This window comes from Bradyrhizobium sp. ARR65, from assembly GCF_000472385.1.
Classification (GTDB): Bacteria; Pseudomonadota; Alphaproteobacteria; order Rhizobiales; family Xanthobacteraceae; genus Bradyrhizobium.
Genome location: NZ_AWZU01000057.1, coordinates 22,969 through 43,585 on the forward strand (window position 1 = coordinate 22,969; position 20,617 = coordinate 43,585).

Here is a 20,617-nt window from a genome sequence, read left to right on the forward strand (position 1 = left end):
TCCCTCAACTGGAGCGGGCCATGATCTCCAAATTCTTCATCGAGCGGCCGGTCCTTTCCAACGTCATCGCATTGTTGATGATCCTGGTCGGCGCGGTGGCCCTGCTCAATCTTCCGATTGCGCAATATCCGGACGTGGTGCCGCCGACCGTGCAGGTCACGACGCGCTATCCCGGCGCCAGCGCCAAGACCGTCGTCGATACGGTGGCGCTGCCAATCGAGCAGCAGGTCAATGGCGTCGAGGACATGCTCTATATGCAGTCCTATAATGGCGCCGACGGCACCTATACGCTCACGGTCACTTTCAAGATCGGCACCGATCTGAACTTCGCGCAGGTGCTGGTTCAGAACCGCGTCTCGAGCGCCTTGTCGCAATTGCCGCAGGCGGTGCAGAATCAGGGCGTCACGGTGCAGAAACGATCGACCTCGATCCTTCTGTTCGTCACGCTGACCTCGCCCGACAAGACATACGACAGCCTGTTCCTCAGCAACTACGCGACCATCAATCTGCGGGACGAGCTGTCGCGCCTGCCCGGCGTCGGCAATGTCACGGTGTTCGGCGCCGGCCAGTATTCCATGCGGGTCTGGCTCGATCCCAACAAGCTGCAGGCGCGCGATCTGGTGCCGCAGGACGTGATCCAGGCGATCCAGCAGCAGAGCCAGCAGGTCTCCGCCGGCCAGATCGGCAGCCCGCCGACGCCGCCGGGCCAGGCCTTTCAATACACCCTCAACGTCAACGGCAGGCTCGATGACGCCAGCCAGTTCGAGAACATCATCGTCAAGACCGGCAGCAATGGCGACGTGACGCGGGTGCGCGATGTCGGCTGGGTCGAGCTCGGTGCGCAGACCTACAGCCAGATCTTCTCGCTCAATAACCAGCCCGCTACCGGCATCGGCGTGTTCCAGTCGCCCGGCGCCAATGCGCTGCAGGTCGAGCAGGCGGTCGAGAAGAAGATGGCTGAACTTGCGCGCGCCTTCCCGCCGGGGATCAAATACGACACGCCCTTCGATACCACCAAATTCGTCTCCGCGTCGGTTCACGAGGTCTACAAGACGCTCATTGAAGCCGGCCTGCTGGTGTTGGTCGTGATCCTGCTGTTCCTGCAGGACTGGCGCGCCATGCTGGTACCTGCGACTACGGTGCCGGTCACCATCATCGGCGCCTTTGCCGCGATGGCAGCACTCGGCTTCACCATCAATCTCTCGACGCTGTTTGCCATCGTGCTCGCCATCGGCATCGTGGTCGACGACGCCATCGTCGTAGTCGAGGGCGCCGCCCACAATATTGAGCAGGGCATGAACGGCCACGACGCCGCGATCAGGGCGATGGACCAGCTCTTCGCACCGATCGTCGGCATCACGCTGGTGCTGATTTCCGTGTTCCTGCCCGCGTCATTTCTGCCGGGCCTCACGGGGCGCATCTACGCGCAATTCGCGCTGGTGATCGCGGCCACCGCGCTGCTCAGTGCGATCAATGCCGCGACGCTGAAGCCGACGCAATGTGCGCTGTGGCTGCGACCCGCCGTCCCGATGGAACGCCGCAACTGGTTCTATCGCGGCTTCAACAATGTCTATGGCCGGCTGGAGAGGCGCTATGCCGCGCTGATCGGCGGTATCGCCCGGCATGCCGGCCTCTCCGTCATCATCGCGCTGATCCTCATCGGCATCGGCTTCTATGGTCTCGCCCGCGTGCCGACAGGCTTCTTGCCCATCGAAGATCAGGGCTATCTGATCGCCGCGGTCCAATTGCCTGATGGGGCTGCGCTCGACCGGACCCAGAATGTTCTGGAGAAGGTTGCCGATATCGCCGGCAAGACGCCGGGCGTCGCGCAGGTCACCACGATCGCCGGCATCTCGGCGCTCGACAACAGCGCGAGCCTTGCCAATGCGGGCGTCGCCTACATCGTCCTGAAGGACTGGGCCTCCCGTGGCCCGGGCGAGGATCTGCGCTCGCTGGTCTACGGGCTGAACGACAAGCTTGCGACGATCATGGAGGCGCGCACGCTGGTGTTGCCGCCGCCGCCCATTCAGGGCATCGGCAATGCCGCCGGCTTTGCCATGCAGGTCGAACTGCGCGACGGCAACAACGATTACGCCAAGCTGCAGGCGATCACCAATGCCATGGTGGAGAACGCGCAGAGCCAAAGCGCATTGCAGCGCGTTCAATCACCCTTCCGTGCCAACGTGCCGCAGTTCGACGTCGAGATCGATCGCATCAAGACTCAGACGCTGCATGTCACCACCGACCAGGTGTTCTCCGCGCTCTCGACCTATCTCGGCTCCTCCTTCGTCAACCAGTTCAATAAATTCGGCCGCGTGTTCCAGGTCTATACGCAAGCGGAGGCGCAATCCCGCCTGACCCAACGCGATATCGAGAACATGATGGTGCGCAACCAAAACGGCGACATGGTCCCGATCGGCACGGTCGCCAAGATCACGCCGTCCGTCGGCCCTTCCCTGATCAGCCTGTACAATCTCTATCCCTCCTCGACGATCGTGGGCATCCCGGCGCAGGGCTACAGCTCCGGCCAGTCGTTGAGCTTGATGGAGCAGATCGCGGCCAAGACCTTGCCGCCCGGCACCGGCTATGACTGGACGGCGATGTCCTACCAGGAGAAGGCCGTCAGCAACCAGATCTACTACACCTTCGGCCTTGCGATGCTGCTCGTCTATCTCGTGCTCGCCGGACAATATGAGAGCTGGTACACGCCGCTCTCGGTGATCCTGGCCGTGCCGCTGTCGCTGCTCGGGCCGATGATCGTCCTTCAAGCCGTGAAGATCGACAATAATCTCTACGTCCAGATCGGCCTGATCCTCTTGATCGCGCTCTCGGCCAAGAATGCGATCCTGATCGTCGAGGTCGCGGTCGAGCTGCACCGCGAAGGCAGGTCGCTGATCGAATCCGCCATTGGCGCGGCGCGCGCGCGATTCCGCCCGATCCTGATGACCTCGTTCGCCTTCATCCTCGGCGTCGTACCGCTCGTGCTGGCGACCGGCGCCGGCGCCAGTGCGCGCAAGTCAATCGGCATCACCGTGTTCTCGGGCATGCTGGCCTCGACCTGCCTTGCCGTGCTGTTCGTTCCGGCCTTCTTCGTCGTGGTGCAACGGTTCGAGAATTGGCGCGGTGCGCGAAAGAAGGTGGTGCCGGCGGCGACAAGCGCGCCACAGGCCGAAGTCTGAAATGCTGCGGCCTCACGCGGCATCGGCCGCCTTTGTCCTGATCTCGTGCGGCAGGATGAGCGCGGCCGCGATCACCAGCAGGCACAGGCCGGCAAAGGCATGCAGCATGGTCGCAAAGCCGCCCTGCTGGTAGAGCCAGGCGACGAGGCCGACGGACGCGCCGGCCGCGGTGAAGCCGACGAAATAACGCACCGCATAGGCGCGCGAGCGCCATTCCTCGGCGGTGTATTTGCCCACCATGGCATCGTTCACCGTGACCTGGCCAAACGCGCCCATCACCATGCCGATCGAGACCAGGATCAACGGCAGGTTGGACAGATTGGCCGCGAGATAGAGGAACGGCGCCAGCATGAAGGACAGCGGCAGGGCCACCGTTTTCAGCGAATGGCGGTCCAGCAATTGGCCGATGGTATATTGCGTCATGGCGCCGAACACATAGACGCCGGCCGCGATCACGCCGAGCAGCGCCGGGCTGCTGGTGAGGCCGGCGAGCCGCTCGGCGAACAGTTTTGGCAGCGCGACGGTCACCGCATTGAATGTCGTCGAGATCGCAATCACGACGATCAGGAGCGCGACGATCACCCGCCACATGTCCTCTTTCGCGACACGCGCCTGCGCCGCCGCCTGCTTCGTGCCTTTCCGGTCCTCGTGCACCACAGTCAATGCGAAGGCCGCGCCGAGCAGCATGGTGGCGATGCCGGGGATGATAAAGGCAAAGCGCCAGCCGAGATATTGCGCGATCACGCCGGTGACCAGCGCCGACGATGCGACCCCGAGATTGCCCCAGACGCCGTTCAGCCCCATCTCGCGGCCGAGCCTGTCGGCGTAGGACACGATCATCGCGGTGCCCACCGGATGGTAAATCGAGGCGAACACGCCGATCGCGAGCAGCGCCGCCGCTAGCTGCAATGGCGTCTGCACGAAGCCGACGGCGATCATCGAGGCACCGATGCCGATAAAGAAGATCACTATCATATGACGGCGGCTCCAGCGGTCCCCCAACCAGCCGGTCAACAGCGAGCCCGCGCCGAATGCGACGAAACCCGGCGTCGCATAGGGCAACAGTTCCGAATAGGCCATGCCCAGTGCCGGCCCCATGACGATGACCGCGGCGGCGAAGATCAGCATGGAATAGTGGTCGATGAAATGAGCGGCATTCACGAAGCCGATCACCCGTCCTGGATTATTCATCCGTCGCATCCTCTTCCTCCCCGAAAATGCGTTATAGGTTGTTGCCGTGACGGGATGCCGCCAATGACTATCGTCGAAACGCCAATCCACACCATCCCCGACGATCGCCGCGCTGCGGAAGAGGGCGTGCATCTGGTCGCGCGCCACTACGAGAAAGGCGTGCGGCTGCACCCTCACATGCACCGCGAGGCGCAGCTTGTTTATGCCGCCAAAGGAACGATGCAGGTCACGACCCCCAAGGGTCGCTGGCTGGTGCCGCCCGATCGCGCGGTCTGGGTCCCTGCCCGGCTGGAGCACGCGATCGACGTGCTCGCCGACATCCAGATGCGCACGCTGTATTTCGACGTGGCCTGGCTGCAGCGCGAATCGCGCGGCAAGAGCCTGCAGCGGGAATTCGTGGTGCGGGTCTCGCCCTTGCTGCACCAGGCGATTCTGGCGCTATTCGACGGCGGCGACCGCGAGCGCACCGCGCTCTTGGTCAGGCTCGCCATTCTCGAACTGCGGCGGGCCGATGACTCCGCGACCTACATCCCGCTGCCCCAGGAGCCGCGCTGCCGGCGCGCGGCCGAACTCGTGCTCGGCGATCCCGCCGGCTCCCACGAGATCGAAACGCTGGCCGAGAGGGTCGGGACCTCTGCCCGAACGCTGTCGCGGCTGTTTTCGGCGCAGACGCAGCTCAGCTTCAAGAGCTGGTGCCAGCGTGCGCGAATTGCCGCAGCCATCGAACGACTCTCGACCGAGGCCAATGTGTCGATCAAGCAGCTCGCGGCCGAACTCGGCTATGCCAGCATGCCTGCATTTTCGCATGCCTTCCGGCAGGTTACGGGAAAGACGCCGACCGAGTTTGCAGAAAAGGAGTAACTGCCGACGCAAATCGGCGATCGGCGTGACAAATTGTTGTGCTTGATTGTGGCTCACTTCGGCTTAAATCCATGTAAGATTCCGACGACCCACACGGATTCGACCCGGTACAGATGGCCAACGCGTTCTTTAGGGACCTGCTTTTCACCATTTCCGAGCGCGGGCGCACCTTGCTGCGGCGCGCCAAACCGGCGGACGGCAAGGAAGACGCCGCCGGCCTGATCGAACTGTGCGAAGCGCTGTTGTCCGGGCGCGGCGAGGCCTCCGGTACCGCCATGGCGCGCGAGGTGCTAGACCGGTATCACGACCTTGACCCCGCTGAGCGGCGCGCCTTCTTCGAGGCTTTGGCGCGCAATTTCGGCCCCGATCGGGAGAGGGTCGCCAAGGCTATCGAGGCCTGGCAGAAGGAGCCGGGCGACGGCAATGGAGGCCTGCTCCATTTCGCCTCCGAGCCGCGACGCCAGGAACTGATTCGCCGCCTGAACCGTGCGCCTGGCGGAACTGAAGATCTGGTGGCCATGCGCGCGGACCTGCTTTCGCTTTTGAACGGCCACAAGGATCTGGCGTCGCTCGACCGCGACATCGTCCATCTCTTGGGTTCGTGGTTCAACAGGGGGTTTCTCGTGCTGCGCAGGATCGACTGGTCGACGCCGGCCAATATCCTGGAACAGATCATCCGCTACGAAGCAGTGCATGAGATACATGATTGGGATGATCTGCGCCGCCGCATCGATCCTGTCGACCGCCGCTGCTACGCGTTCTTCCATCCCGCCATGGCGGACGCGCCCTTGATCTTCGTCGAGGTGGCGCTGACGGAAAACATTCCGCCCGCGATCGCTCCGCTCCTGGCGGTGAACCGCCAGCCGGCGCCGATCGAGCGCGCGCGTACCGCGGTGTTCTATTCGATCTCCAACACTCAGCGCGGGCTGGGCGGCATTTCCTTCGGCAACTTCCTGATCAAGCAGGTGGTCGAGGAATTGCGCCGCGAATTGCCCAAGCTTGACACCTTCGTTACGCTGTCGCCGGTGCCCGGCTTCATGTCGTGGCTGAAGCAGGGCAAGGACCTGCCGCTGTCCGATGAGGACCGCGCGCTGCTCAAGCATCTCGACGAGCCCAACTGGTTCGAGGACACCGAGCTGGCCTCGCAGCTCCGCGCGGTGCTAGAGCCGCTCTCGGCCTATTATTTCCTCAAGGCGCGCACGCCCAAGGGCAAGCTGATCGATTCGGTCGCGCGCTTCCACCTCGGTAACGGCGCGCGGCTGGAGCGGATCAACTGGCTCGGCGATCTCTCGCCGAAGGGCATGCGCGAATCCGCGGGCGTCATGGTCAACTATCTCTATCGCCTCGACGACATCGAGAAGAACCATGAGGCCTATGCCAATGAAGGCGAGGTCGTCGCCTCGAGCGCGGTGAAGAAGCTGTTGAAGAACAACGAAGGCCGCAGGCTTTTGGACATGCGGCTGTCGTAGATCGACAGCTCTCGTAAGCACCATATCATCCTGGCAAAAAGCCACATCCCATACCGCAGCGTCGGCTGGCTGTCGGCTGAGAGGTTGCTGAGTCAGCGCCTTTCCTAAGCCTTCACCGCGAGCTGCGGAGCAGAAGCGCACTCCTTAGCAAGCTACCAGCAAAGAAAGTTCCATGCATTGTTGCATGCCCCAAACGGGCAGCTAGGAGGAACGCTGCCCCGAATAGGGTCGTTTGTACCCGGCAAACGAGAGAAGACCATGAAAACATTGTCGGGGGCCTTCATGTTGGACGCCGCAACTCTGCGCCAAGACCTTGCCGCCCTGGAAAAGCAAATTCAGCTCAATCCCAACGACAACGATCTTATCAACAGATGCCTGATGCCTGCGCGCAAGGCTCGTGAAATTGAATAGTCGCGAGAACGGCTATGTCACAGCACGGGATTAGTCACACAAGAACGCAAGCTTGGAAAGCCGCCTGCCTAGACGAGTGCTGGAGGATTCGCCATGCTGCTAGCTTATTTGCCCGCACTGACATTCGAAGCGCGCTTGGAGATGCTGAATGAGCCTGCACGACGTGCAGAATCTGAGAGCGAACATGATCATGCAGAAGGCGGCCGTACCCGACGGCGGCAGAACATAGCCCGAATCAACATCGCTGGCGCGGCGGCTCGCGATAGTGGTCCTGTCAGGCTTCACCGTCGCCGTGCTGTTCGCGACTTCGACTTTGGCTCGGAATCCAGCGTTCATCCGAACGAGTCGACGTGCAGCGAAATCAGCGTTTTTGACCCCGTAGCAGCAGCGCTAGACACAAGCGGACCGATATGACTTGCGCGGCTCCGCAGCGGCGGCCGCTGGCCATCCGTTCATGATGTTCTCGTCGGGTGCCGGAAAAATTTGATGTTCAGGCTCTTGGGAGTGGGAGAATGGTAGGTCCGCTATGCGCCGCCTTAGCCGTCGCTTGTTTAGCTGCTCCTGCGTTCGCTGAAACCTGTATCGCTTCCCGCTACGGTTACAGCGGCGGCCGAACCTCATCTGGCGAACGGATGAACCCAAGCGCGATGACCGCAGCGCACCGTTCCAGACCATTCGGCTCTCACGTCACGGTCACCTCACAATCAACCGGGAGAAGCGTTACGGTTCGGATAAATGACCGCGGCCCATTCGTGAAGGGACGGTGCATAGACCTATCGGATGGAGCGGCCCGTGTGCTCGGCATGGACGGGACTGCAACGGTCTCTCTCCGCTGACGCGGGAAATGAGCATAGGCGCGCGAAGTCATTGTGCGCTGTACCCGCCTCGGATGTGCTAACGCAGGCCGTGAGCGTGACGCTCGGTTGCGACCCGATGAAGGGCGTGCGCGAACATCGGAGCGTGAGCGGCGCCGGCGCGTGCTTGTTTCCGCCTCAAGGCCCGCTCGATCACAGCGAGGTGCTTCTGATACCTCTTTCCCCTGTCCTCATGACCGAAGCCTCGCCGACGAGCACCCGCATGCGCCCTCGAGAAGAAGCGATCGAGCACCCGGTCCGTGTGTTGCCTGCGTTGCTCGATCGGCTTCTCAAAGGGAACGCGCATCAGCGCATCGACCGTCGTGTCGACGAGCCACTCGGTGAGCGCGTTATCCGCATCGAATTCGGCTTCGAGAAACAGCTTGGCCGACGCCTTGACGAGGTCGCCCGCGCGTGAGCGCAGTGAAGGGACGAAATATGGGACGAGAATCGCGGCCAGGCCGAAGCCCGCTAATGGGAGCGCGCCAGTTTCGCCGATTTCAAGGAGGTCTTTCACGCGCATCGCAGAACTCCGGCAACAGACCTAGATTGATCGTGATCGCCGGCGGGGGCAAACGATGCGCCTCCGCCGTATCTTGCGCCCAAGCCCCCAGACTTCCCCTGCTACTCCGAAGCCATCTCGCCCGAGCCGCCGAATTCCTTCGGGAAGTCCTTGAATTTTGGCAAGCCGTCCTTGATGGGAAGAACGGTCTCGCCGTAGTTCACATGCACGCCCGGCTTGAAATCGAGGGTCGGAATGGTCGCGGCAAAGACATCGATCAGCCCCAAAGGCGGATGGTTGGTCATGACGTGGCCGCCGCATGTCTTGCAGTATTGGCGCTGACTGACCGGTGTTTTCTGGTACATCGCGAGTTGGTCGGAGCCCGCCGTCACACGGACGGCGTCCGGCTTCCAGAGCGAAAAGGCGTTCACCGGACCGCCCGACCACGACCGGCATGACCGGCAATGGCAATAGCCCATGCCTTCCGGATCGCCTGATACCTCGATCTTCACGGCGCCGCAGAAGCATTCTCCATGATGTGTTGCCATCCGAACCTCCCTGTTTTCGTTGATATCGTTCACGCCGTGCCCGCATTGTGGCGAGCGCGGTCCACCAAGTGTCGCCGAAGCAGCACCCAATTAAACTGACTTCCACGTCCGGAGTCGAGGGCGAGTGACCTGCATGAACAAAGCGACACAGGGGGTGAGGATGCGATCAAGTCCTGGGTTTCGCTACGCCCATCCACGCTGCGCTTGCCGATGGCCAACTCCAGCAGGAACAGCTTCTCGCTTGACAGAGTGACACTCTGGAGCAATGCTCTGTTGATGAGCAGCCGCGATCCCAAACAGGTGATCCTGGACGCCGCGCTGGCGGTGTTTGCGAAGGTCGGCTTCGATCGCGCGACGACGGCGCAAATCCAGGCGCGGGCCGGCATCAGCAATGGGGCCCTGTTCCATCACTTCCCGAGCAAGGAGACGATTGCGGAAGCGCTCTATCTGCGCGGGCTCGCCGCGTATCAGAGCGGGCTGGTCAAGGCGCTGGAGCAGCACTCCGGAGCCAAGGCGGCGCGCGCCACCATCCGCGCGGCGGTGCAGCATCACCTCGCCTGGGTCGAAGCGAACCGGGATCTCGCCTGGTTCATGTACGAGCGCGGCCGACCGGACTGGCAGCCGGCACACGGGAGCGAAGTGCGAAAGCTCAATCGCGCTACCGCGGGTCATATTCGCGACTGGATGGCGCCGCTGGTTAAGACCGGCATCGTGCGCGACCTGCCGCTCACGGCGTTGGCGGCACTGGTCAACGGCCCGGCCCATTTCGTCGCAAGACGCTGGCTGTCGGGACTGACCACACAGCGGCCGACATCCTTCACCGATATTCTCGCCGACGCGGCCTGGGTTGCCATTGCGCCGCATAGAAAACGTCCGTCGCCGACGCCGCTGCCGCAGCTTTCTCTATCGGGTTTGATCGAAACCGCGGCGCTCGATGCCGCCAGCTCGATTTCGCCGCCTTTGCCGCGCGGCGCCTGGTCGGTCGTTCAGCTAGCGATGAACGGCAGCGCGCAGACGGTGCCGGTCCGCGCCAAAGCGGCCTCGGTGCGATCGATCCGAAACGACGGCGATGGGCGCCTCGTCACCATCGAGATCGATGTCGTTGACGCCGACGGAAGCGTGACCGCGTACGGAAGCGTGATCTGCCTGTGGCGCGACAGCGAGACCAGCACGGAGTGAGCCGCTTGGCGGAGGGAATATCAGGAAATGGGAGAAGAATCGTGATCGCACGCATTTGGCGCGGAGAGACGACAGCGGAGAACGCACCTCGCTATCAGGACCATGCGACCCACCGCGTGTTCCCCTCGCTTGCCTCGCTGCCCGGCCATCGCGGCGCCTACCTCTTGAAGCGAACGGCACGCGATGACGTCGAATTCCTGGCAGTGACGTTGTGGGACAGCATCGAGGCGCTCAAGGCATTTGCCGGGGCAGCCCCCGAGGCCGCCGTGGTCGAGCCCGAGGCACGAGCGATGTTGTCGCGTTTCGACGAGTTCGTGCGCCACTACGACGTGCTCGCCCCGTCGTGGCCGGCGCGCTGAGCCCCGCTGGGGAGAAGTGCGGTGACCAGTACAAGGGAAACTCCTATCCGCCAGGCCGCGGCCGAGCCGCTCGATCGGAAAAGGATTAGCGAGGTCGAGCGAGTGATCCGGCCCTATGTCCGGATGACGCCGGTATTGACGGCCGATCTCGCCGATTTCGAGCTTGGCTCCGGACCGCTGCATTTCAAGCTGGAGTTCCTGCAGCATGCGGGCTCGTTCAAAACGCGCGGTGCCTTTGCCAATCTGCTGTCGCGCAACGTGCCTTCCACAGGCGTGGTCGCCGCTTCCGGCGGAAATCACGGCGCCGCGGTCGCCTATGCCGCGCGCAGCTTGCGCGTGCGTGCGAAAATCTTCGTACCGAGCGTCGCCTCGCCAGCAAAGCTCGCGCGCATCCGTGCCTACGGCGCGGATCTGAGCGTCGTCGGCGAGCGCTATGCCGACGCTTTGGCGGCGAGCCAGGCCTGGGCGGCGCAGTCAAGCGCGATGGCGATCCATGCCTTCGACCAGGCGGAAACCATGCTGGGCCAGGGGACCATCGGTCTCGAGCTGGAGGCGCAGGTGCCGCAACTCGACATCCTCCTGGTGTCGGTCGGAGGCGGCGGGCTGATCGGCGGAATCGCTGCCTGGTACGCGGGGCGGGCCGCCGTGATCGGCGTCGAGCCGGAGTCGGCGCCGACCCTGACATACGCGCTGCGCGCAGGCGCGCCGGTGGATGCGCCGGCGGGCGGGATCGCTGCGGACTCGCTGGCGCCGCGGCGGGTCGGCGAGCGGGTATTCCCAATTGCGCGCCGCCATGTCCGGTCGGTCATATTGGTCAGCGACGAGGCGATCCGCGAAGCGCAGCGGCGGCTCTGGGAGATTTTACGCGTTGCCATCGAGCCGGGCGGAGCCGCTGCGGCCGCGGCAGTCCTTTGCGGCGCATATCGGCCGCGTCCCGGCGAACAGCTTGGCGTCGTCTTGAGCGGCGCGAATACGGATGCTGTCGCGTTCGCAGCATAGGAGCCGCGATAATGTTCGACCAATTCTCCCGTGAGCAAGTGTTCGTCGGCGAGGTCGCGATCGATTGCGTGATCGGCGGCAACGGTCCGCCGGTGCTTTTGCTGCACGGCTTTCCGCAAAACAAAGCCATGTGGGCGCGGGTCGCCCCGCAGCTTGCCGAGCACTTTACGGTCGTCTGTGCCGATCTGCGCGGCTATGGCTATTCCGACAAGCCGCGCTGTCTGCCTGATCGCTCGAACTATGCGTTCCGGACAATGGCGGAGGACCAGCTCCGCCTGATGCGACATTTCGGATACGAGCGCTTCCACCTGGTCGGACATGATCGCGGCGGCCGCACCGCGCATCGCATGGCGCTCGACCATCCCGAGGACGTTCTCTCACTGACGGTGATGGATATCGTGCCGACCTACGCCATGTTCATGGATACCAACCGCAAGGTCGCCGGCAGCTACTGGCACTGGTATTTCCTCTCGCAACCGGAGCCCTTTCCGGAGCGCCTGATCGGCAACGATCCCGATTTCTTCTACGAGACCTGCCTTGTCGGCTGGGGAGCCACCAAGACGTCGGACTTCGATCCTGACATGCTCGCGGCGTATCGCCGCTCCTGGCGTGAGCCCGCCATGATTCACGGCTCGTGCTCCGACTATCGGGCGGCTGCCAGCATCGACCTCGAGCACGATGCAGCCGACATCGACCGCAAGGTCAGTTGCCCGACGCTGGTCTTCTACGGCGCCTCCGGTGTGATGGCGAAACTGTTCGATATTCCGGCGGAGTGGCGCAAACGGTGCGAGATGGTGACCGAGGCCTCCTTGCCAGGCGGCCATTTCTTCGTCGATCAGTTTCCGGACGAAACGGCGCGCATTCTGATGGCGTTCTTGCGGAATGGCCGGTTGCCGGGTGGATAAGCATCGGTGCCTTACAGGATTTGATGCCGCCGACAGCGGCCGGTCGCACGTGCGCTACCGCTTCTGCGACTGCCCTTCCGCTGCCGCGCCAGCCGGCACCGTCTCGATCAGCCTGCCGGAGTACACGGGGTCCGAATGCGGCGTGCCGTCGGGCGAGCCGCCGGCCTGCTCCACCGTCACCGCGTAGGTCGCGCTGTTGATGACGTCGGCATCATAGGATGACGGCAGCGGACGTGTGGTGAACTCGTCGCTACCGATGACGCCGAGCGAGCGTGGCCGGTCGAGCTTGTCCGAGATCAGCCACAGTTCGTAAGACTTGCCGGCTTCGACGTCGCCGGCGCCGACTTTACGCACGGTGAAATTCCTGGTCGCACCATCAACCGTCAAAATGAAAGCGGGGCCACCCCCCTGCCCTTGCAGCAGCGCGACATATTGCGCAGCCGCTCGAGGCGCGGCGGCGGGAAGCTTCGCCTCGACGACTTTCGTTTGCGGCGGCGGGCGCAGCGCGTCAGGCAACAGGCTCGGCGCAAAGAGTTGCAGACAGAGAAGCGCAACCAGCGCGGCCGCAATCGCCGCGACCGCGCTCGCGATGCCGCGCCAACGCCGTGCCTGGCGGGCGAGGCGGATGACATTGGAATCGTCGGCGGCCGGCGCGACGGTTGCCGCTGGCGGTGTGCCACTCGCTTGAGGTGCCAAAGCACCGGCCTCAGCCGCCGGCTCGGCCGGCGCAGGCTGAACCTGCGGCGCTTCGGGCAGGATCAGCGGGGCTTGGGGCTCGGCATGGCGGATGGCGTTTCTGATATTCTCCCAGACCACCGGGCGCGGCTCGACCAGGCCGACCATCTGGTTCAGCGCGCCAAGCCGCAACCGCCAGGCCTCGACCAGCGCCGCGAAATCCTTGTCCACGGCCATCATGGTCTCGACCTGCACGCGTTCGTCGGGCTCGAGCGTCCCGAGCGCATATTCCGCGGCGAGCGCAATATGGTCCTCGCTATAGGGCATCAGCGCTGTTATTCGCGTTCGGTTGAATGGGCTTCCGCAGATCACCTCTCCCCGCTCGGGAGAGGTCGACCTCCGATCCCGTGAGAACTGGGGCTAATTTCATCGTACTCAAAGTCCAAGGCACTCGCGGATGTCCAGCAGGCTGCGGCGCAGCCAGGTTTTGATCGTGTTCACAGGAGCTTCGAATTTCGCCGCCAACTGCTCCCGGCTCCAGCCGTTGTAATAGGCGAGCAGGACGAGCCGCTGACGGTCCGGCTCCAGGCGGCCAATGCATTCCAGGAGACGCTTCAGCTCCTCGGTCATGTCCCGGCGGGCCAGCGGATCCGGGGTCTCCGCCGTGGCCTCCAGCGCCCCCTGCTCCTCCTCGATCGCGCTTTCGCCCTTTCTTCGAACGATGTCGATGGCGCGGTTGCGGGCGATCGAGGCCATCCACGTGATCGGCGAAGCGCGCGCCGGATCGAATTGGCCGGCGCCGTTCCAGATCCTGACGTAAGTGTCCTGAATGACCTCCTCCGCGAGATCCTGCCGTCGCAAGATACGCAGCACAACGCCGTAAAGTTTCGCCCGCGTCGCTGCATAGAGGCGCTCGAACGCCTCCTCATCGCCCTTCGCCACCGCGGCGATCAGCCAGACCAGTTCAGGCGGCGTCAGCATCGAGCATCCCCCAAACCGCGGCCCCCTTGCGCTTAGCGATGCGCTCTCCTTGCAACCCCGTCACCCCTCCGCAAACGGCTTTGCCGTTTGTCGCTGGGGGTGCCGACACGAAGCGGCGGCCTCGAAAGGCGACGACCTCGTTGGTGCAGCGCGGCCGTTCATCCTTCGAGGCTCGCTCCGCTCGCGCCTCAGGATGACGGTGCGAGAGCGCGCCCTAATCAAAAAACAATAGTAACACGGTCCCCGACCACGCTGTCCACCAACTGCTTGGCTCGCCGCCGTGGCCAGCAAAAGCAGAACGCCCGGCGTCGCGCGGTCCGGGCTCTCCTGGGTCGGCGCCGAAACGCCTGAGCGCCGATCAGGCGATGACGCCGAGGCGCGCGCGCATCAATCCGATGCTATCGAGATCGGCCTGTTCGCGCGCGTTTTCCTCGGCGCGCTCGCGCGCCTGGTCGCGCTCGTCCAAGAGCTCGACCTTCTTCAATTCTTCGAAGGCCTCCGCCAGATGTCCCTTGGCGTCTTCGAGCTGGCCCTTCAATTCTTCGGCCGAGCGCAGCAGGTTCTCGCGGCGCTGGATCGCGGCTTTGGCGTAGGTCGGATAGGCGAAATGCGAGGGATCGTTGATCCCGGCGCGCTCCTGCTCGCTTTGAATTTCGCGCTCGAGCTCGGCCGACATACGCTGGAAATCGGCAATCATGCCTTCGATCTGGGCAACTCTCCGGCGCTTCTCGTCGACCTGAAATTTCTTCAGGCGGATCAGCGTTTCGCGTGACTTCATCGACTCATACTCCCCAGAAGTCCCGTTTCAGATGCGGGACCGAGCGGGTATGCCTTTGGGGGACCCGCCGGTGTCGTTAATAGCTGGCGCGGATGATGGCCCGACAAAGTTAGCTTTCCGTTGCCAAATCCTTTAGGATTTGTTCAAGCGCCCGGTACCCGTCGGCGAGGCTCGATGCCTCGTCCTTGCGCTGGCGCAGAAATGCCTCCAGCGGCTCATGCAGCCGGATCGCGAGGTCAACCTCGGCGCTCGAGCCCGGCCGGTAGGCCCCAAGGCGGATGAGTTCCTCCATGTCGGCGTAGGTCGCCATCACCTGGCGCGCCCTGGTGATGACAGGCAGAAAGGCCGGATCGGCCGATTTCGGCATGGTGCGCGAGACCGATTTGAGAATGTTGATCGCGGGATAGCGGCCGCGCTCGGCGATCGACCGCTCCATCACGATGTGGCCATCGAGGATGCCACGGACCGCGTCCGCGATCGGCTCGTTGTGATCGTCGCCGTCGACCAGCACGGTGAAAATCGCGGTAATGCTGCCGTCGCCGGTGCCGGGCCCCGCACGCTCCAGGAGCTTCGGCAGCTCCGTAAATACGGTCGGCGTGTAGCCCTTGGCGGTCGGCGGCTCGCCGGCGGACAGCCCGATCTCGCGCTGCGCCATGGCAAAGCGCGTCACCGAGTCCATCAGGCAGAGCACGTCCTTGTTCTCGTCGCGGAAATATTCGGCGATCGCGAGCGTAAGATAAGCGGCCTGGCGCCGCATCAAGGCCGGCTCGTCCGAGGTCGCCACCACCACCACCGACCGTGCCAGGCCCTCCTCGCCCAGATCGTCCTGCAGGAATTCCTGCACCTCGCGGCCGCGCTCGCCGACGAGGCCGATGACAGAAATGTCCGCATCGACATTGCGGGCCAGCATCGACAGCAGCACCGACTTGCCGACGCCGGAGCCGGCGAAAATGCCGAGCCGCTGGCCGCGGCAGCACGTGAGAAAGGTATTGAGCGCGCGCACGCCGAGATCGAGCGGGGCGCCCACGCGCTTGCGCGAATGCGCCGGCGGCGGGTTGTTGCGAAATGGCATCGGGGACGTGCCCTGCGGCAGCGGCCCCTTGCCGTCGATCGGCTCGCCCATGGCGTTGATGACCCGGCCAAGCCAGGCGGCCGTGGGCCGCACCTGGTTGCCCGCATTGGCAATGACGGCGCGACAGCCGCGCCGCACGCCCTCCAGCCCTGCGAACGGCATCACCACCGCATTGTTGCCGGAAAAGCCGATTACCTCGCAGGGGATGAAACGATTGCCGCCGGTCTCGACCACGATGCGGGCGCCGACCGACATCGCGTGAATGGGCCCGGCGATCTCGACCATCAGGCCGCGGACGCCCACAACTCGGCCATAAATATTGACGCCGTCGATGTCGCCGATCTGTTCGGCCAATGCTTTCATCGGCGAAACCTTAAGTTTCGGCGAAGGGAGCTGCAGAGCTTAACTTCGTGTTTACCCGCATCATTAATCATTGCGTCACTGTCTTTGGTGACTGGAGACGCTCGCCTGCTCAGAAGAACAGCGAGTCGAGAGAGTCGGTTAACCCCGACTCTTAAACTGGAACTTGAACGAGGACGGATACGAAAAGCTGCTTCGACGCAATATCTTAGGGCGATTCGACAAAAATTGCACCGTGGGACCTTGCGGATCAGAATCAGTTTTTGTTAACCATGAGTCGTCAGGATCCGAATCAGTTGTTCAAAGGCGTTTTGTGTGCCGCAAGTGCGGCCGACCTGACGCCCGGAGGGGCGACTATGGGGAACTGGCATGCGCGTTTTGCTGATTGAAGATGACAGCGCCGTCGCGCAGTCGATCGAATTGATGCTCAAGTCCGAGAGCTTCAACGTCTATACGACGGATCTCGGGGAGGAGGGCGTCGATCTCGGCAAACTTTACGACTACGACATCATCCTGCTCGACCTCAACCTGCCCGACATGTCCGGTTACGACGTGCTCAAGCAGCTCAGGGTCTCCAAGATCAAGACTCCGATCCTGATCCTGTCGGGGCTGGCCGGCATCGAGGACAAGGTCAAGGGTCTCGGCGTCGGCGCCGACGACTATATGACCAAGCCCTTCCACAAGGACGAGCTGGTCGCCCGCATTCACGCCATCGTGCGCCGCTCCAAGGGCCACGCCCAGTCGGTGATCCAGACCGGCGATCTCGTCGTCAATCTCGACACCAAGACCGTCGAAGTCGGCGGCCAGCGCGTGCATCTGACCGGCAAGGAATATCAGATGCTGGAGCTGCTTTCCTTGCGCAAGGGCACCACGCTGACCAAGGAAATGTTCCTGAATCATCTCTACGGCGGCATGGATGAACCGGAGCTGAAGATCATCGACGTCTTCATCTGCAAGCTGCGCAAGAAGCTCGCCAATGCCTCCGAGGGGCGCAACTTCATCGAAACCGTCTGGGGCCGCGGCTATGTGCTGCGCGAGCCGCACGATCTCGATGAGCGCATCCCCGCCTGATCGCTTCTTCCGTGAGCCGGGACTTCCGGCTCGTCCTCCCGGACTGGACCCCGCCGCCAATGGCGGGTTTTTTTATTGGGGATTGATCCGGTGACGAAAACCCCCGATCACCGGCAACGGTTCACGCCTCCTGCCGCGCGCGATTGTACAGCAAGAGCAATATCGTCCAGGACCGAGGTGGCTTCGAACTCTCACCGTCTCAGGAAGACGGAAAGAGAATATCACGCGCTTTGACAGCAGCTCAGCGTGCGGCTGCGAGCTTCATCACCTGCGGCATCGCGCCGAATGCCGGCGGCATGCCGCGGAGCGGGTTCGGCTGGTAGAGGCCGCGGCGGTCGGGATAGGGCCTGAACGTGTCGGTGATGCCGACCACGGATTCGGCCGCGCCGAGCATCAGCATGCCGTCGGGCTCGATCACCTTGAGCAGCCGCTCGAAGATCGAAGCCTTGGTCTCCTGGTCGAAATAGATCAGGACGTTGCGGCAGAAGATCGCGTCGAACTTGCCGAGATGGGAAAAGTCCTGCAGCAGGTTCAATTGCCGGTGCTGCACCATGCTGCGGATCTCGGGATTGAGCTGCCACATCTCGCCGATTTGCGTGAAATACTTGACCAGGAGCTGGATGGGCAAGCCGCGTTGCACTTCAAACTGGCTGTAGATGCCTGATCTCGCCTTTTCGAGCACCTCCTGCGACAGGTCGGTCGCGACGATCTCGATACGCCAGTTCGAAAGGAGGTGCGTCATCTCCTTCAGGCACATCGCGATCGAATAGGGCTCCTGCCCGGTCGAGCAGGCGGCGGACCAGATGCGGATCGACTTGCGGGCGGCGCGCGACTGCAGCAAGGCGGGCACAACGGTTTCGCGCAAATGGTCGAAGGGAATTCTGTCGCGGAAGAAGAAGGTCTCGTTGGTGGTCATCGCCTCGACCACGTTCACGATCAGCGCCTCGGCTCCGCCTTTCATCTTCACGACCAGATCGGGAATGCCGGAAAGTCCCGCGCGTCGCGCCAGTGGAATCAACCGGCTCTCCACCAGGTATTGCTTGTCGGCGGAAAGGTCGAGACCGGAGCGCTCCTTCAGGAGCTTGCGCAGGAACTCGTAGTCTGCCGGCGTCACGATCGATCCCCCGCAAACAAGCGAACCAGCTTCGGTGCGATCTGGTTGAGCGGGAGCACGGCGGCGCAGATTCCGGCATTGGCCGCGGCGCCCGGCATGCCCCAAACCACGCTGCTCGCCTCATCCTGCGCGATCACGCTGCCGCCGGCCGCAACGACGTCCTTGCCGCCGCGCATCCCGTCCGAGCCCATGCCGGTCAGGACCACGGCAAGCGTGCCGCCCTGCCAGAAATCGGTCGCGGAAGTGAACAGCGGATCGACGGCGGGCTTGCAGAAATTCACCGGCGGGCCATCGTCGAGCGCGATCACGGCATCCACTCCCTGACGCACCACGCGCATATGGCGGCCGCCCGGCGCGAGATAAATCCGGCCGGCCCTGATGACTTCGCCGTCGATCGCTTCATGCGCCGGCCTTTTGCTCGAACGCGCCAGATGTTCGGCCAGGATCGTGGTGAAGGTCGGCGGCATGTGCTGGGTGATCAGCACCGGAAAACGGTCGATCACTGGAGTGAGATCGGTGACGACTGACATCAGCGCCTGCGGGCCGCCGGTGGACGAGCCGATCAGCAGCACGCGCGGCTGATGCAGGCTGAAAGCGCGGGTCTTCAACTGCGGATGCACCACTGCCGGCCTCGCCGTCGCGTCGTGGAGCTTGTCGAGCACCGGCGCCAGCGGCGCAGGGTGAACGAGCGGGCGCGCCGGCGAGGCCGCCGCACGGCGAACCTTGGCCCCAAAAGTGCGGATCTTCTGAATCAGGTCGTGATGAAAGATCTCGGCGGCGGCCGGCTCCCGGGTCGTCTCGGGCTTTGGAATGTAATCGGACGCACCGAGCGAGAGCGCCTTGAAGCTGATCTCCGCGTTGCGACGGGTCAGCGTCGAGGCCATGATGATAATGAGATCGCGCTTCTTCGCGAGCAACTGCGGCAGCGCGGAAATTCCGTCGAGCTCCGGCATTTCAATGTCGAGCACGGCAACGTCAGGCTTAACCTTGTCTAGCTGGTTGACCGCTTCGAGCCCGGTGCGCAGCGACGCGGCGACCACCATGTCGGGCTCGGCGCCGATCCAGCGGGAAATCAGACCTCTGATAACGACGGAATCATCAACCACCATGACCCGCAACGGCTCTTGCTTGGCCGAACTCAGGGTCGAAACACTCGCTAACGCAACACTCATTGATCACCAGCTATGACTGACGGCACAACACGAACGCGACGCCGAAGGCCGTACAGCCGCCGGATCGAAAGCAAAATCAGATGAGGCCGACTTCCTGGAACTTCGCCGTGACGATGTCCTTGTCGAAGGGCTTCATAATGTATTCATTGGCGCCCGCGTGCAGGGCGCGCGCAATGTGGGCAACATCGTTCTCGGTGGTGCAGAACACCACCTTGGGCGCATCGCCACCCGGCATGCGGCGCAGATTGCCGAGGAACTCGTAGCCGTCCATGATCGGCATGTTCCAATCGAGCAGCACCGCGTCCGGCATGCTGCGCTTGCAGGCCTCTAGCGCCTTCTCGCCGTCCTCGGCTTCGATGATCTGGAAGTCCAGGCCTTCCAGGATGCGGCGCGCGACCTTTCGGATGACGCTCGAGTCATCGACGACCAGGCATGTTCTCATGTGAGTCTCCTACTCCCGGTGCCCTCAAAGCATGTTTGTTTCGCAATGATATGCGATGCCATCTTCGCCTACGCCGCCTTGGCGTCGGGCGCCATTTCGAGGACGCGATCGACGTCGAGGACGACCATGAGCTGGCCGTCGAGGCGATGGACGCCGCCGGCGAGCTTGGCGAGGCGNGGNTCGAGATTGACGGGGTTGTCCTCGCGGCTGTCCTCGGGCAGGCGCAGCACCTCGCCGATCTGGTCGATCAGGAGCCCGTAGGACTCGCCGCGCAGGTCGACGCCGACCGCCATCGGCGGCTTGCCGTCGGAGGCCCTGGGCAGCCCGAGCCGGGCGCGCATGTCGATCACGGTGACGATGCGGCCGCGCAGGTTCAAGACGCCGGCGATCTCGACCGCCGCGAGCGGCACCCGCGTCAGCCGCTCCGGCATGAACACGTCCTGCACGCGGGAAATCGGCAGCCCGAACAGCTGGCCGCCGATCACGGCGGTGACA

21 protein-coding genes are annotated in these 20,617 nt (G+C 63.5%); 11 read left to right on the forward strand and 10 right to left on the reverse strand.

From position 1 onward, the window contains the following. Positions 1 to 20: 20 nt before the first annotated feature. Complete coding sequence (locus F758_RS0137050; protein ID WP_024512578.1) at positions 21 to 3,179, forward strand: efflux RND transporter permease subunit; 3,159 nt, start codon at positions 21 to 23, stop codon at positions 3,177 to 3,179. Positions 3,180 to 3,191: 12 nt separating this feature from the next. Here F758_RS0137050 and F758_RS0137055 read toward each other — a convergent pair whose 3' ends face one another. Beyond that, on the reverse strand, positions 3,192 to 4,370 hold the full coding sequence (locus F758_RS0137055; protein WP_024512579.1) for an MFS transporter: 1,179 nt from the start codon (positions 4,368 to 4,370) through the stop codon (positions 3,192 to 3,194). Positions 4,371 to 4,433: 63 nt separating this feature from the next. Here F758_RS0137055 and F758_RS0137060 point away from each other — a divergent pair, with 63 nt between their 5' ends. The 5 genes from F758_RS0137060 (at position 4,434) to F758_RS50290 (ending at position 8,383) form a co-directional block, all read left to right on the forward strand. Further along, positions 4,434 to 5,231: an AraC family transcriptional regulator gene (locus F758_RS0137060; RefSeq protein ID WP_024512580.1), complete on the forward strand. Its 798-nt coding sequence runs from the start codon at positions 4,434 to 4,436 to the stop codon at positions 5,229 to 5,231. Between the two features lie 113 nt (positions 5,232 to 5,344). Continuing rightward, positions 5,345 to 6,700 carry a malonyl-CoA decarboxylase gene (locus F758_RS0137065; RefSeq protein ID WP_024512581.1) on the forward strand — a complete coding sequence of 452 codons (1,356 nt, stop codon included), beginning with the start codon at positions 5,345 to 5,347 and terminating at the stop codon, positions 6,698 to 6,700. A 258-nt stretch (positions 6,701 to 6,958) separates the two neighbouring features. Next, positions 6,959 to 7,111 carry a hypothetical protein gene (locus tag F758_RS50285; RefSeq protein ID WP_157450343.1) on the forward strand — a complete coding sequence of 51 codons (153 nt, stop codon included), beginning with the start codon at positions 6,959 to 6,961 and terminating at the stop codon, positions 7,109 to 7,111. Between the two features lie 512 nt (positions 7,112 to 7,623). Further along, the gene (locus F758_RS48675) at positions 7,624 to 7,947 is read left to right on the forward strand and encodes a septal ring lytic transglycosylase RlpA family protein (RefSeq protein WP_084305980.1); all 324 of its coding nucleotides are present in this window, start codon (positions 7,624 to 7,626) and stop codon (positions 7,945 to 7,947) included. Positions 7,948 to 8,044: 97 nt separating this feature from the next. After that, the gene (locus tag F758_RS50290) at positions 8,045 to 8,383 is read left to right on the forward strand and encodes a hypothetical protein (protein ID WP_157450344.1); all 339 of its coding nucleotides are present in this window, start codon (positions 8,045 to 8,047) and stop codon (positions 8,381 to 8,383) included. Positions 8,384 to 8,589: 206 nt separating this feature from the next. On the opposite strand, the gene F758_RS0137085 is transcribed toward F758_RS50290, so the two are convergent. Further along, positions 8,590 to 9,015 carry a GFA family protein gene (locus F758_RS0137085; protein ID WP_024512584.1) on the reverse strand — a complete coding sequence of 142 codons (426 nt, stop codon included), beginning with the start codon at positions 9,013 to 9,015 and terminating at the stop codon, positions 8,590 to 8,592. A 276-nt stretch (positions 9,016 to 9,291) separates the two neighbouring features. On the opposite strand from F758_RS0137085, the gene F758_RS46870 reads away from it, so the two are divergent. From F758_RS46870 to F758_RS0137105, 4 genes are read left to right on the forward strand one after another with little or no spacing between them, the layout of a single operon-like run. Next, positions 9,292 to 10,194, forward strand: a complete 903-nt coding sequence (locus tag F758_RS46870) for a TetR/AcrR family transcriptional regulator (protein ID WP_198026656.1) — start codon at positions 9,292 to 9,294, stop codon at positions 10,192 to 10,194. Positions 10,195 to 10,235: 41 nt separating this feature from the next. Next, positions 10,236 to 10,553 (forward strand): antibiotic biosynthesis monooxygenase family protein, encoded by a 318-nt coding sequence (locus F758_RS0137095; RefSeq protein ID WP_024512586.1) that lies wholly within the window; start codon positions 10,236 to 10,238, stop codon positions 10,551 to 10,553. Positions 10,554 to 10,574: 21 nt separating this feature from the next. Continuing rightward, entirely contained in the window at positions 10,575 to 11,552 is a 978-nt protein-coding gene (locus F758_RS0137100) for a threonine/serine dehydratase (protein ID WP_024512587.1), read from the forward strand. Positions 11,553 to 11,563: 11 nt separating this feature from the next. Then, positions 11,564 to 12,457 (forward strand): alpha/beta hydrolase, encoded by an 894-nt coding sequence (locus F758_RS0137105; RefSeq protein ID WP_024512588.1) that lies wholly within the window; start codon positions 11,564 to 11,566, stop codon positions 12,455 to 12,457. 54 nt (positions 12,458 to 12,511) lie between these two features. On the opposite strand, the gene F758_RS0137110 is transcribed toward F758_RS0137105, so the two are convergent. The 4 genes from F758_RS0137110 to fliI form a co-directional block, all read right to left on the reverse strand. Further along, positions 12,512 to 13,459: an anti-sigma factor gene (locus F758_RS0137110; protein WP_024512589.1), complete on the reverse strand. Its 948-nt coding sequence runs from the start codon at positions 13,457 to 13,459 to the stop codon at positions 12,512 to 12,514. A 108-nt stretch (positions 13,460 to 13,567) separates the two neighbouring features. After that, positions 13,568 to 14,113 carry a sigma-70 family RNA polymerase sigma factor gene (locus F758_RS0137115; protein ID WP_024512590.1) on the reverse strand — a complete coding sequence of 182 codons (546 nt, stop codon included), beginning with the start codon at positions 14,111 to 14,113 and terminating at the stop codon, positions 13,568 to 13,570. A gap of 358 nt (positions 14,114 to 14,471) precedes the next feature. Then, positions 14,472 to 14,891: a flagellar export protein FliJ gene (gene fliJ, locus F758_RS0137120; RefSeq protein WP_024512591.1), complete on the reverse strand. Its 420-nt coding sequence runs from the start codon at positions 14,889 to 14,891 to the stop codon at positions 14,472 to 14,474. 109 nt (positions 14,892 to 15,000) lie between these two features. Then, the gene (fliI, locus tag F758_RS0137125) at positions 15,001 to 16,326 is read right to left on the reverse strand and encodes a flagellar protein export ATPase FliI (protein ID WP_024512592.1); all 1,326 of its coding nucleotides are present in this window, start codon (positions 16,324 to 16,326) and stop codon (positions 15,001 to 15,003) included. Positions 16,327 to 16,692: 366 nt separating this feature from the next. Between fliI and ctrA the strand changes: the two genes are divergently transcribed. Next, positions 16,693 to 17,394 carry a response regulator transcription factor CtrA gene (gene ctrA, locus F758_RS0137130; RefSeq protein WP_024512593.1) on the forward strand — a complete coding sequence of 234 codons (702 nt, stop codon included), beginning with the start codon at positions 16,693 to 16,695 and terminating at the stop codon, positions 17,392 to 17,394. A gap of 241 nt (positions 17,395 to 17,635) precedes the next feature. Here the strand turns inward: ctrA and F758_RS0137135 are convergent, their stop codons facing one another. The 4 genes from F758_RS0137135 to F758_RS0137150 form a co-directional block, all read right to left on the reverse strand. Further along, positions 17,636 to 18,508: a CheR family methyltransferase gene (locus tag F758_RS0137135; RefSeq protein WP_024512594.1), complete on the reverse strand. Its 873-nt coding sequence runs from the start codon at positions 18,506 to 18,508 to the stop codon at positions 17,636 to 17,638. Further along, a complete protein-coding gene (locus tag F758_RS0137140) occupies positions 18,505 to 19,680 on the reverse strand; it encodes a protein-glutamate methylesterase/protein-glutamine glutaminase (RefSeq protein WP_024512595.1) in 1,176 nt (391 codons plus the stop codon). The genes F758_RS0137135 and F758_RS0137140 overlap by 4 nt, the downstream gene beginning before the upstream one ends. A gap of 76 nt (positions 19,681 to 19,756) precedes the next feature. Further along, entirely contained in the window at positions 19,757 to 20,122 is a 366-nt protein-coding gene (locus F758_RS0137145; RefSeq protein WP_024512596.1) for a response regulator, read from the reverse strand. Between the two features lie 68 nt (positions 20,123 to 20,190). Further along, positions 20,191 to 20,617: chemotaxis protein CheW (locus F758_RS0137150; protein ID WP_024512597.1), on the reverse strand; the 427-nt coding region annotated here is incomplete at its 5' end.

Excerpts from the sequence above, each read along its gene's own strand:
- F758_RS0137110 (WP_024512589.1), bottom strand. The coding sequence starts at position 13,459 with ATGCCCTATAGCGAGGACCATATTGCGCTCGCCGCGGAATATGCGCTC.
- F758_RS0137085 (WP_024512584.1), bottom strand. The coding sequence starts at position 9,015 with ATGGCAACACATCATGGAGAATGCTTCTGCGGCGCCGTGAAGATCGAG.
- ctrA (WP_024512593.1), top strand. The coding sequence starts at position 16,693 with ATGCGCGTTTTGCTGATTGAAGATGACAGCGCCGTCGCGCAGTCGATC.
- F758_RS46870 (WP_198026656.1), top strand. The coding sequence starts at position 9,292 with ATGAGCAGCCGCGATCCCAAACAGGTGATCCTGGACGCCGCGCTGGCG.
- F758_RS50285 (WP_157450343.1), top strand. The coding sequence starts at position 6,959 with ATGAAAACATTGTCGGGGGCCTTCATGTTGGACGCCGCAACTCTGCGC.
- fliJ (WP_024512591.1), bottom strand. The coding sequence starts at position 14,891 with ATGAAGTCACGCGAAACGCTGATCCGCCTGAAGAAATTTCAGGTCGAC.
- F758_RS0137145 (WP_024512596.1), bottom strand. The coding sequence starts at position 20,122 with ATGAGAACATGCCTGGTCGTCGATGACTCGAGCGTCATCCGAAAGGTC.
- F758_RS0137115 (WP_024512590.1), bottom strand. The coding sequence starts at position 14,113 with ATGCTGACGCCGCCTGAACTGGTCTGGCTGATCGCCGCGGTGGCGAAG.
- F758_RS0137055 (WP_024512579.1), bottom strand. The coding sequence starts at position 4,370 with ATGAATAATCCAGGACGGGTGATCGGCTTCGTGAATGCCGCTCATTTC.
- F758_RS0137065 (WP_024512581.1), top strand. The coding sequence starts at position 5,345 with ATGGCCAACGCGTTCTTTAGGGACCTGCTTTTCACCATTTCCGAGCGC.
- F758_RS0137105 (WP_024512588.1), top strand. The coding sequence starts at position 11,564 with ATGTTCGACCAATTCTCCCGTGAGCAAGTGTTCGTCGGCGAGGTCGCG.
- F758_RS0137140 (WP_024512595.1), bottom strand. The coding sequence starts at position 19,680 with ATGAGTGTTGCGTTAGCGAGTGTTTCGACCCTGAGTTCGGCCAAGCAA.
- F758_RS48675 (WP_084305980.1), top strand. The coding sequence starts at position 7,624 with ATGGTAGGTCCGCTATGCGCCGCCTTAGCCGTCGCTTGTTTAGCTGCT.
- F758_RS50290 (WP_157450344.1), top strand. The coding sequence starts at position 8,045 with ATGAAGGGCGTGCGCGAACATCGGAGCGTGAGCGGCGCCGGCGCGTGC.
- F758_RS0137060 (WP_024512580.1), top strand. The coding sequence starts at position 4,434 with ATGACTATCGTCGAAACGCCAATCCACACCATCCCCGACGATCGCCGC.
- F758_RS0137050 (WP_024512578.1), top strand. The coding sequence starts at position 21 with ATGATCTCCAAATTCTTCATCGAGCGGCCGGTCCTTTCCAACGTCATC.
- fliI (WP_024512592.1), bottom strand. The coding sequence starts at position 16,326 with ATGAAAGCATTGGCCGAACAGATCGGCGACATCGACGGCGTCAATATT.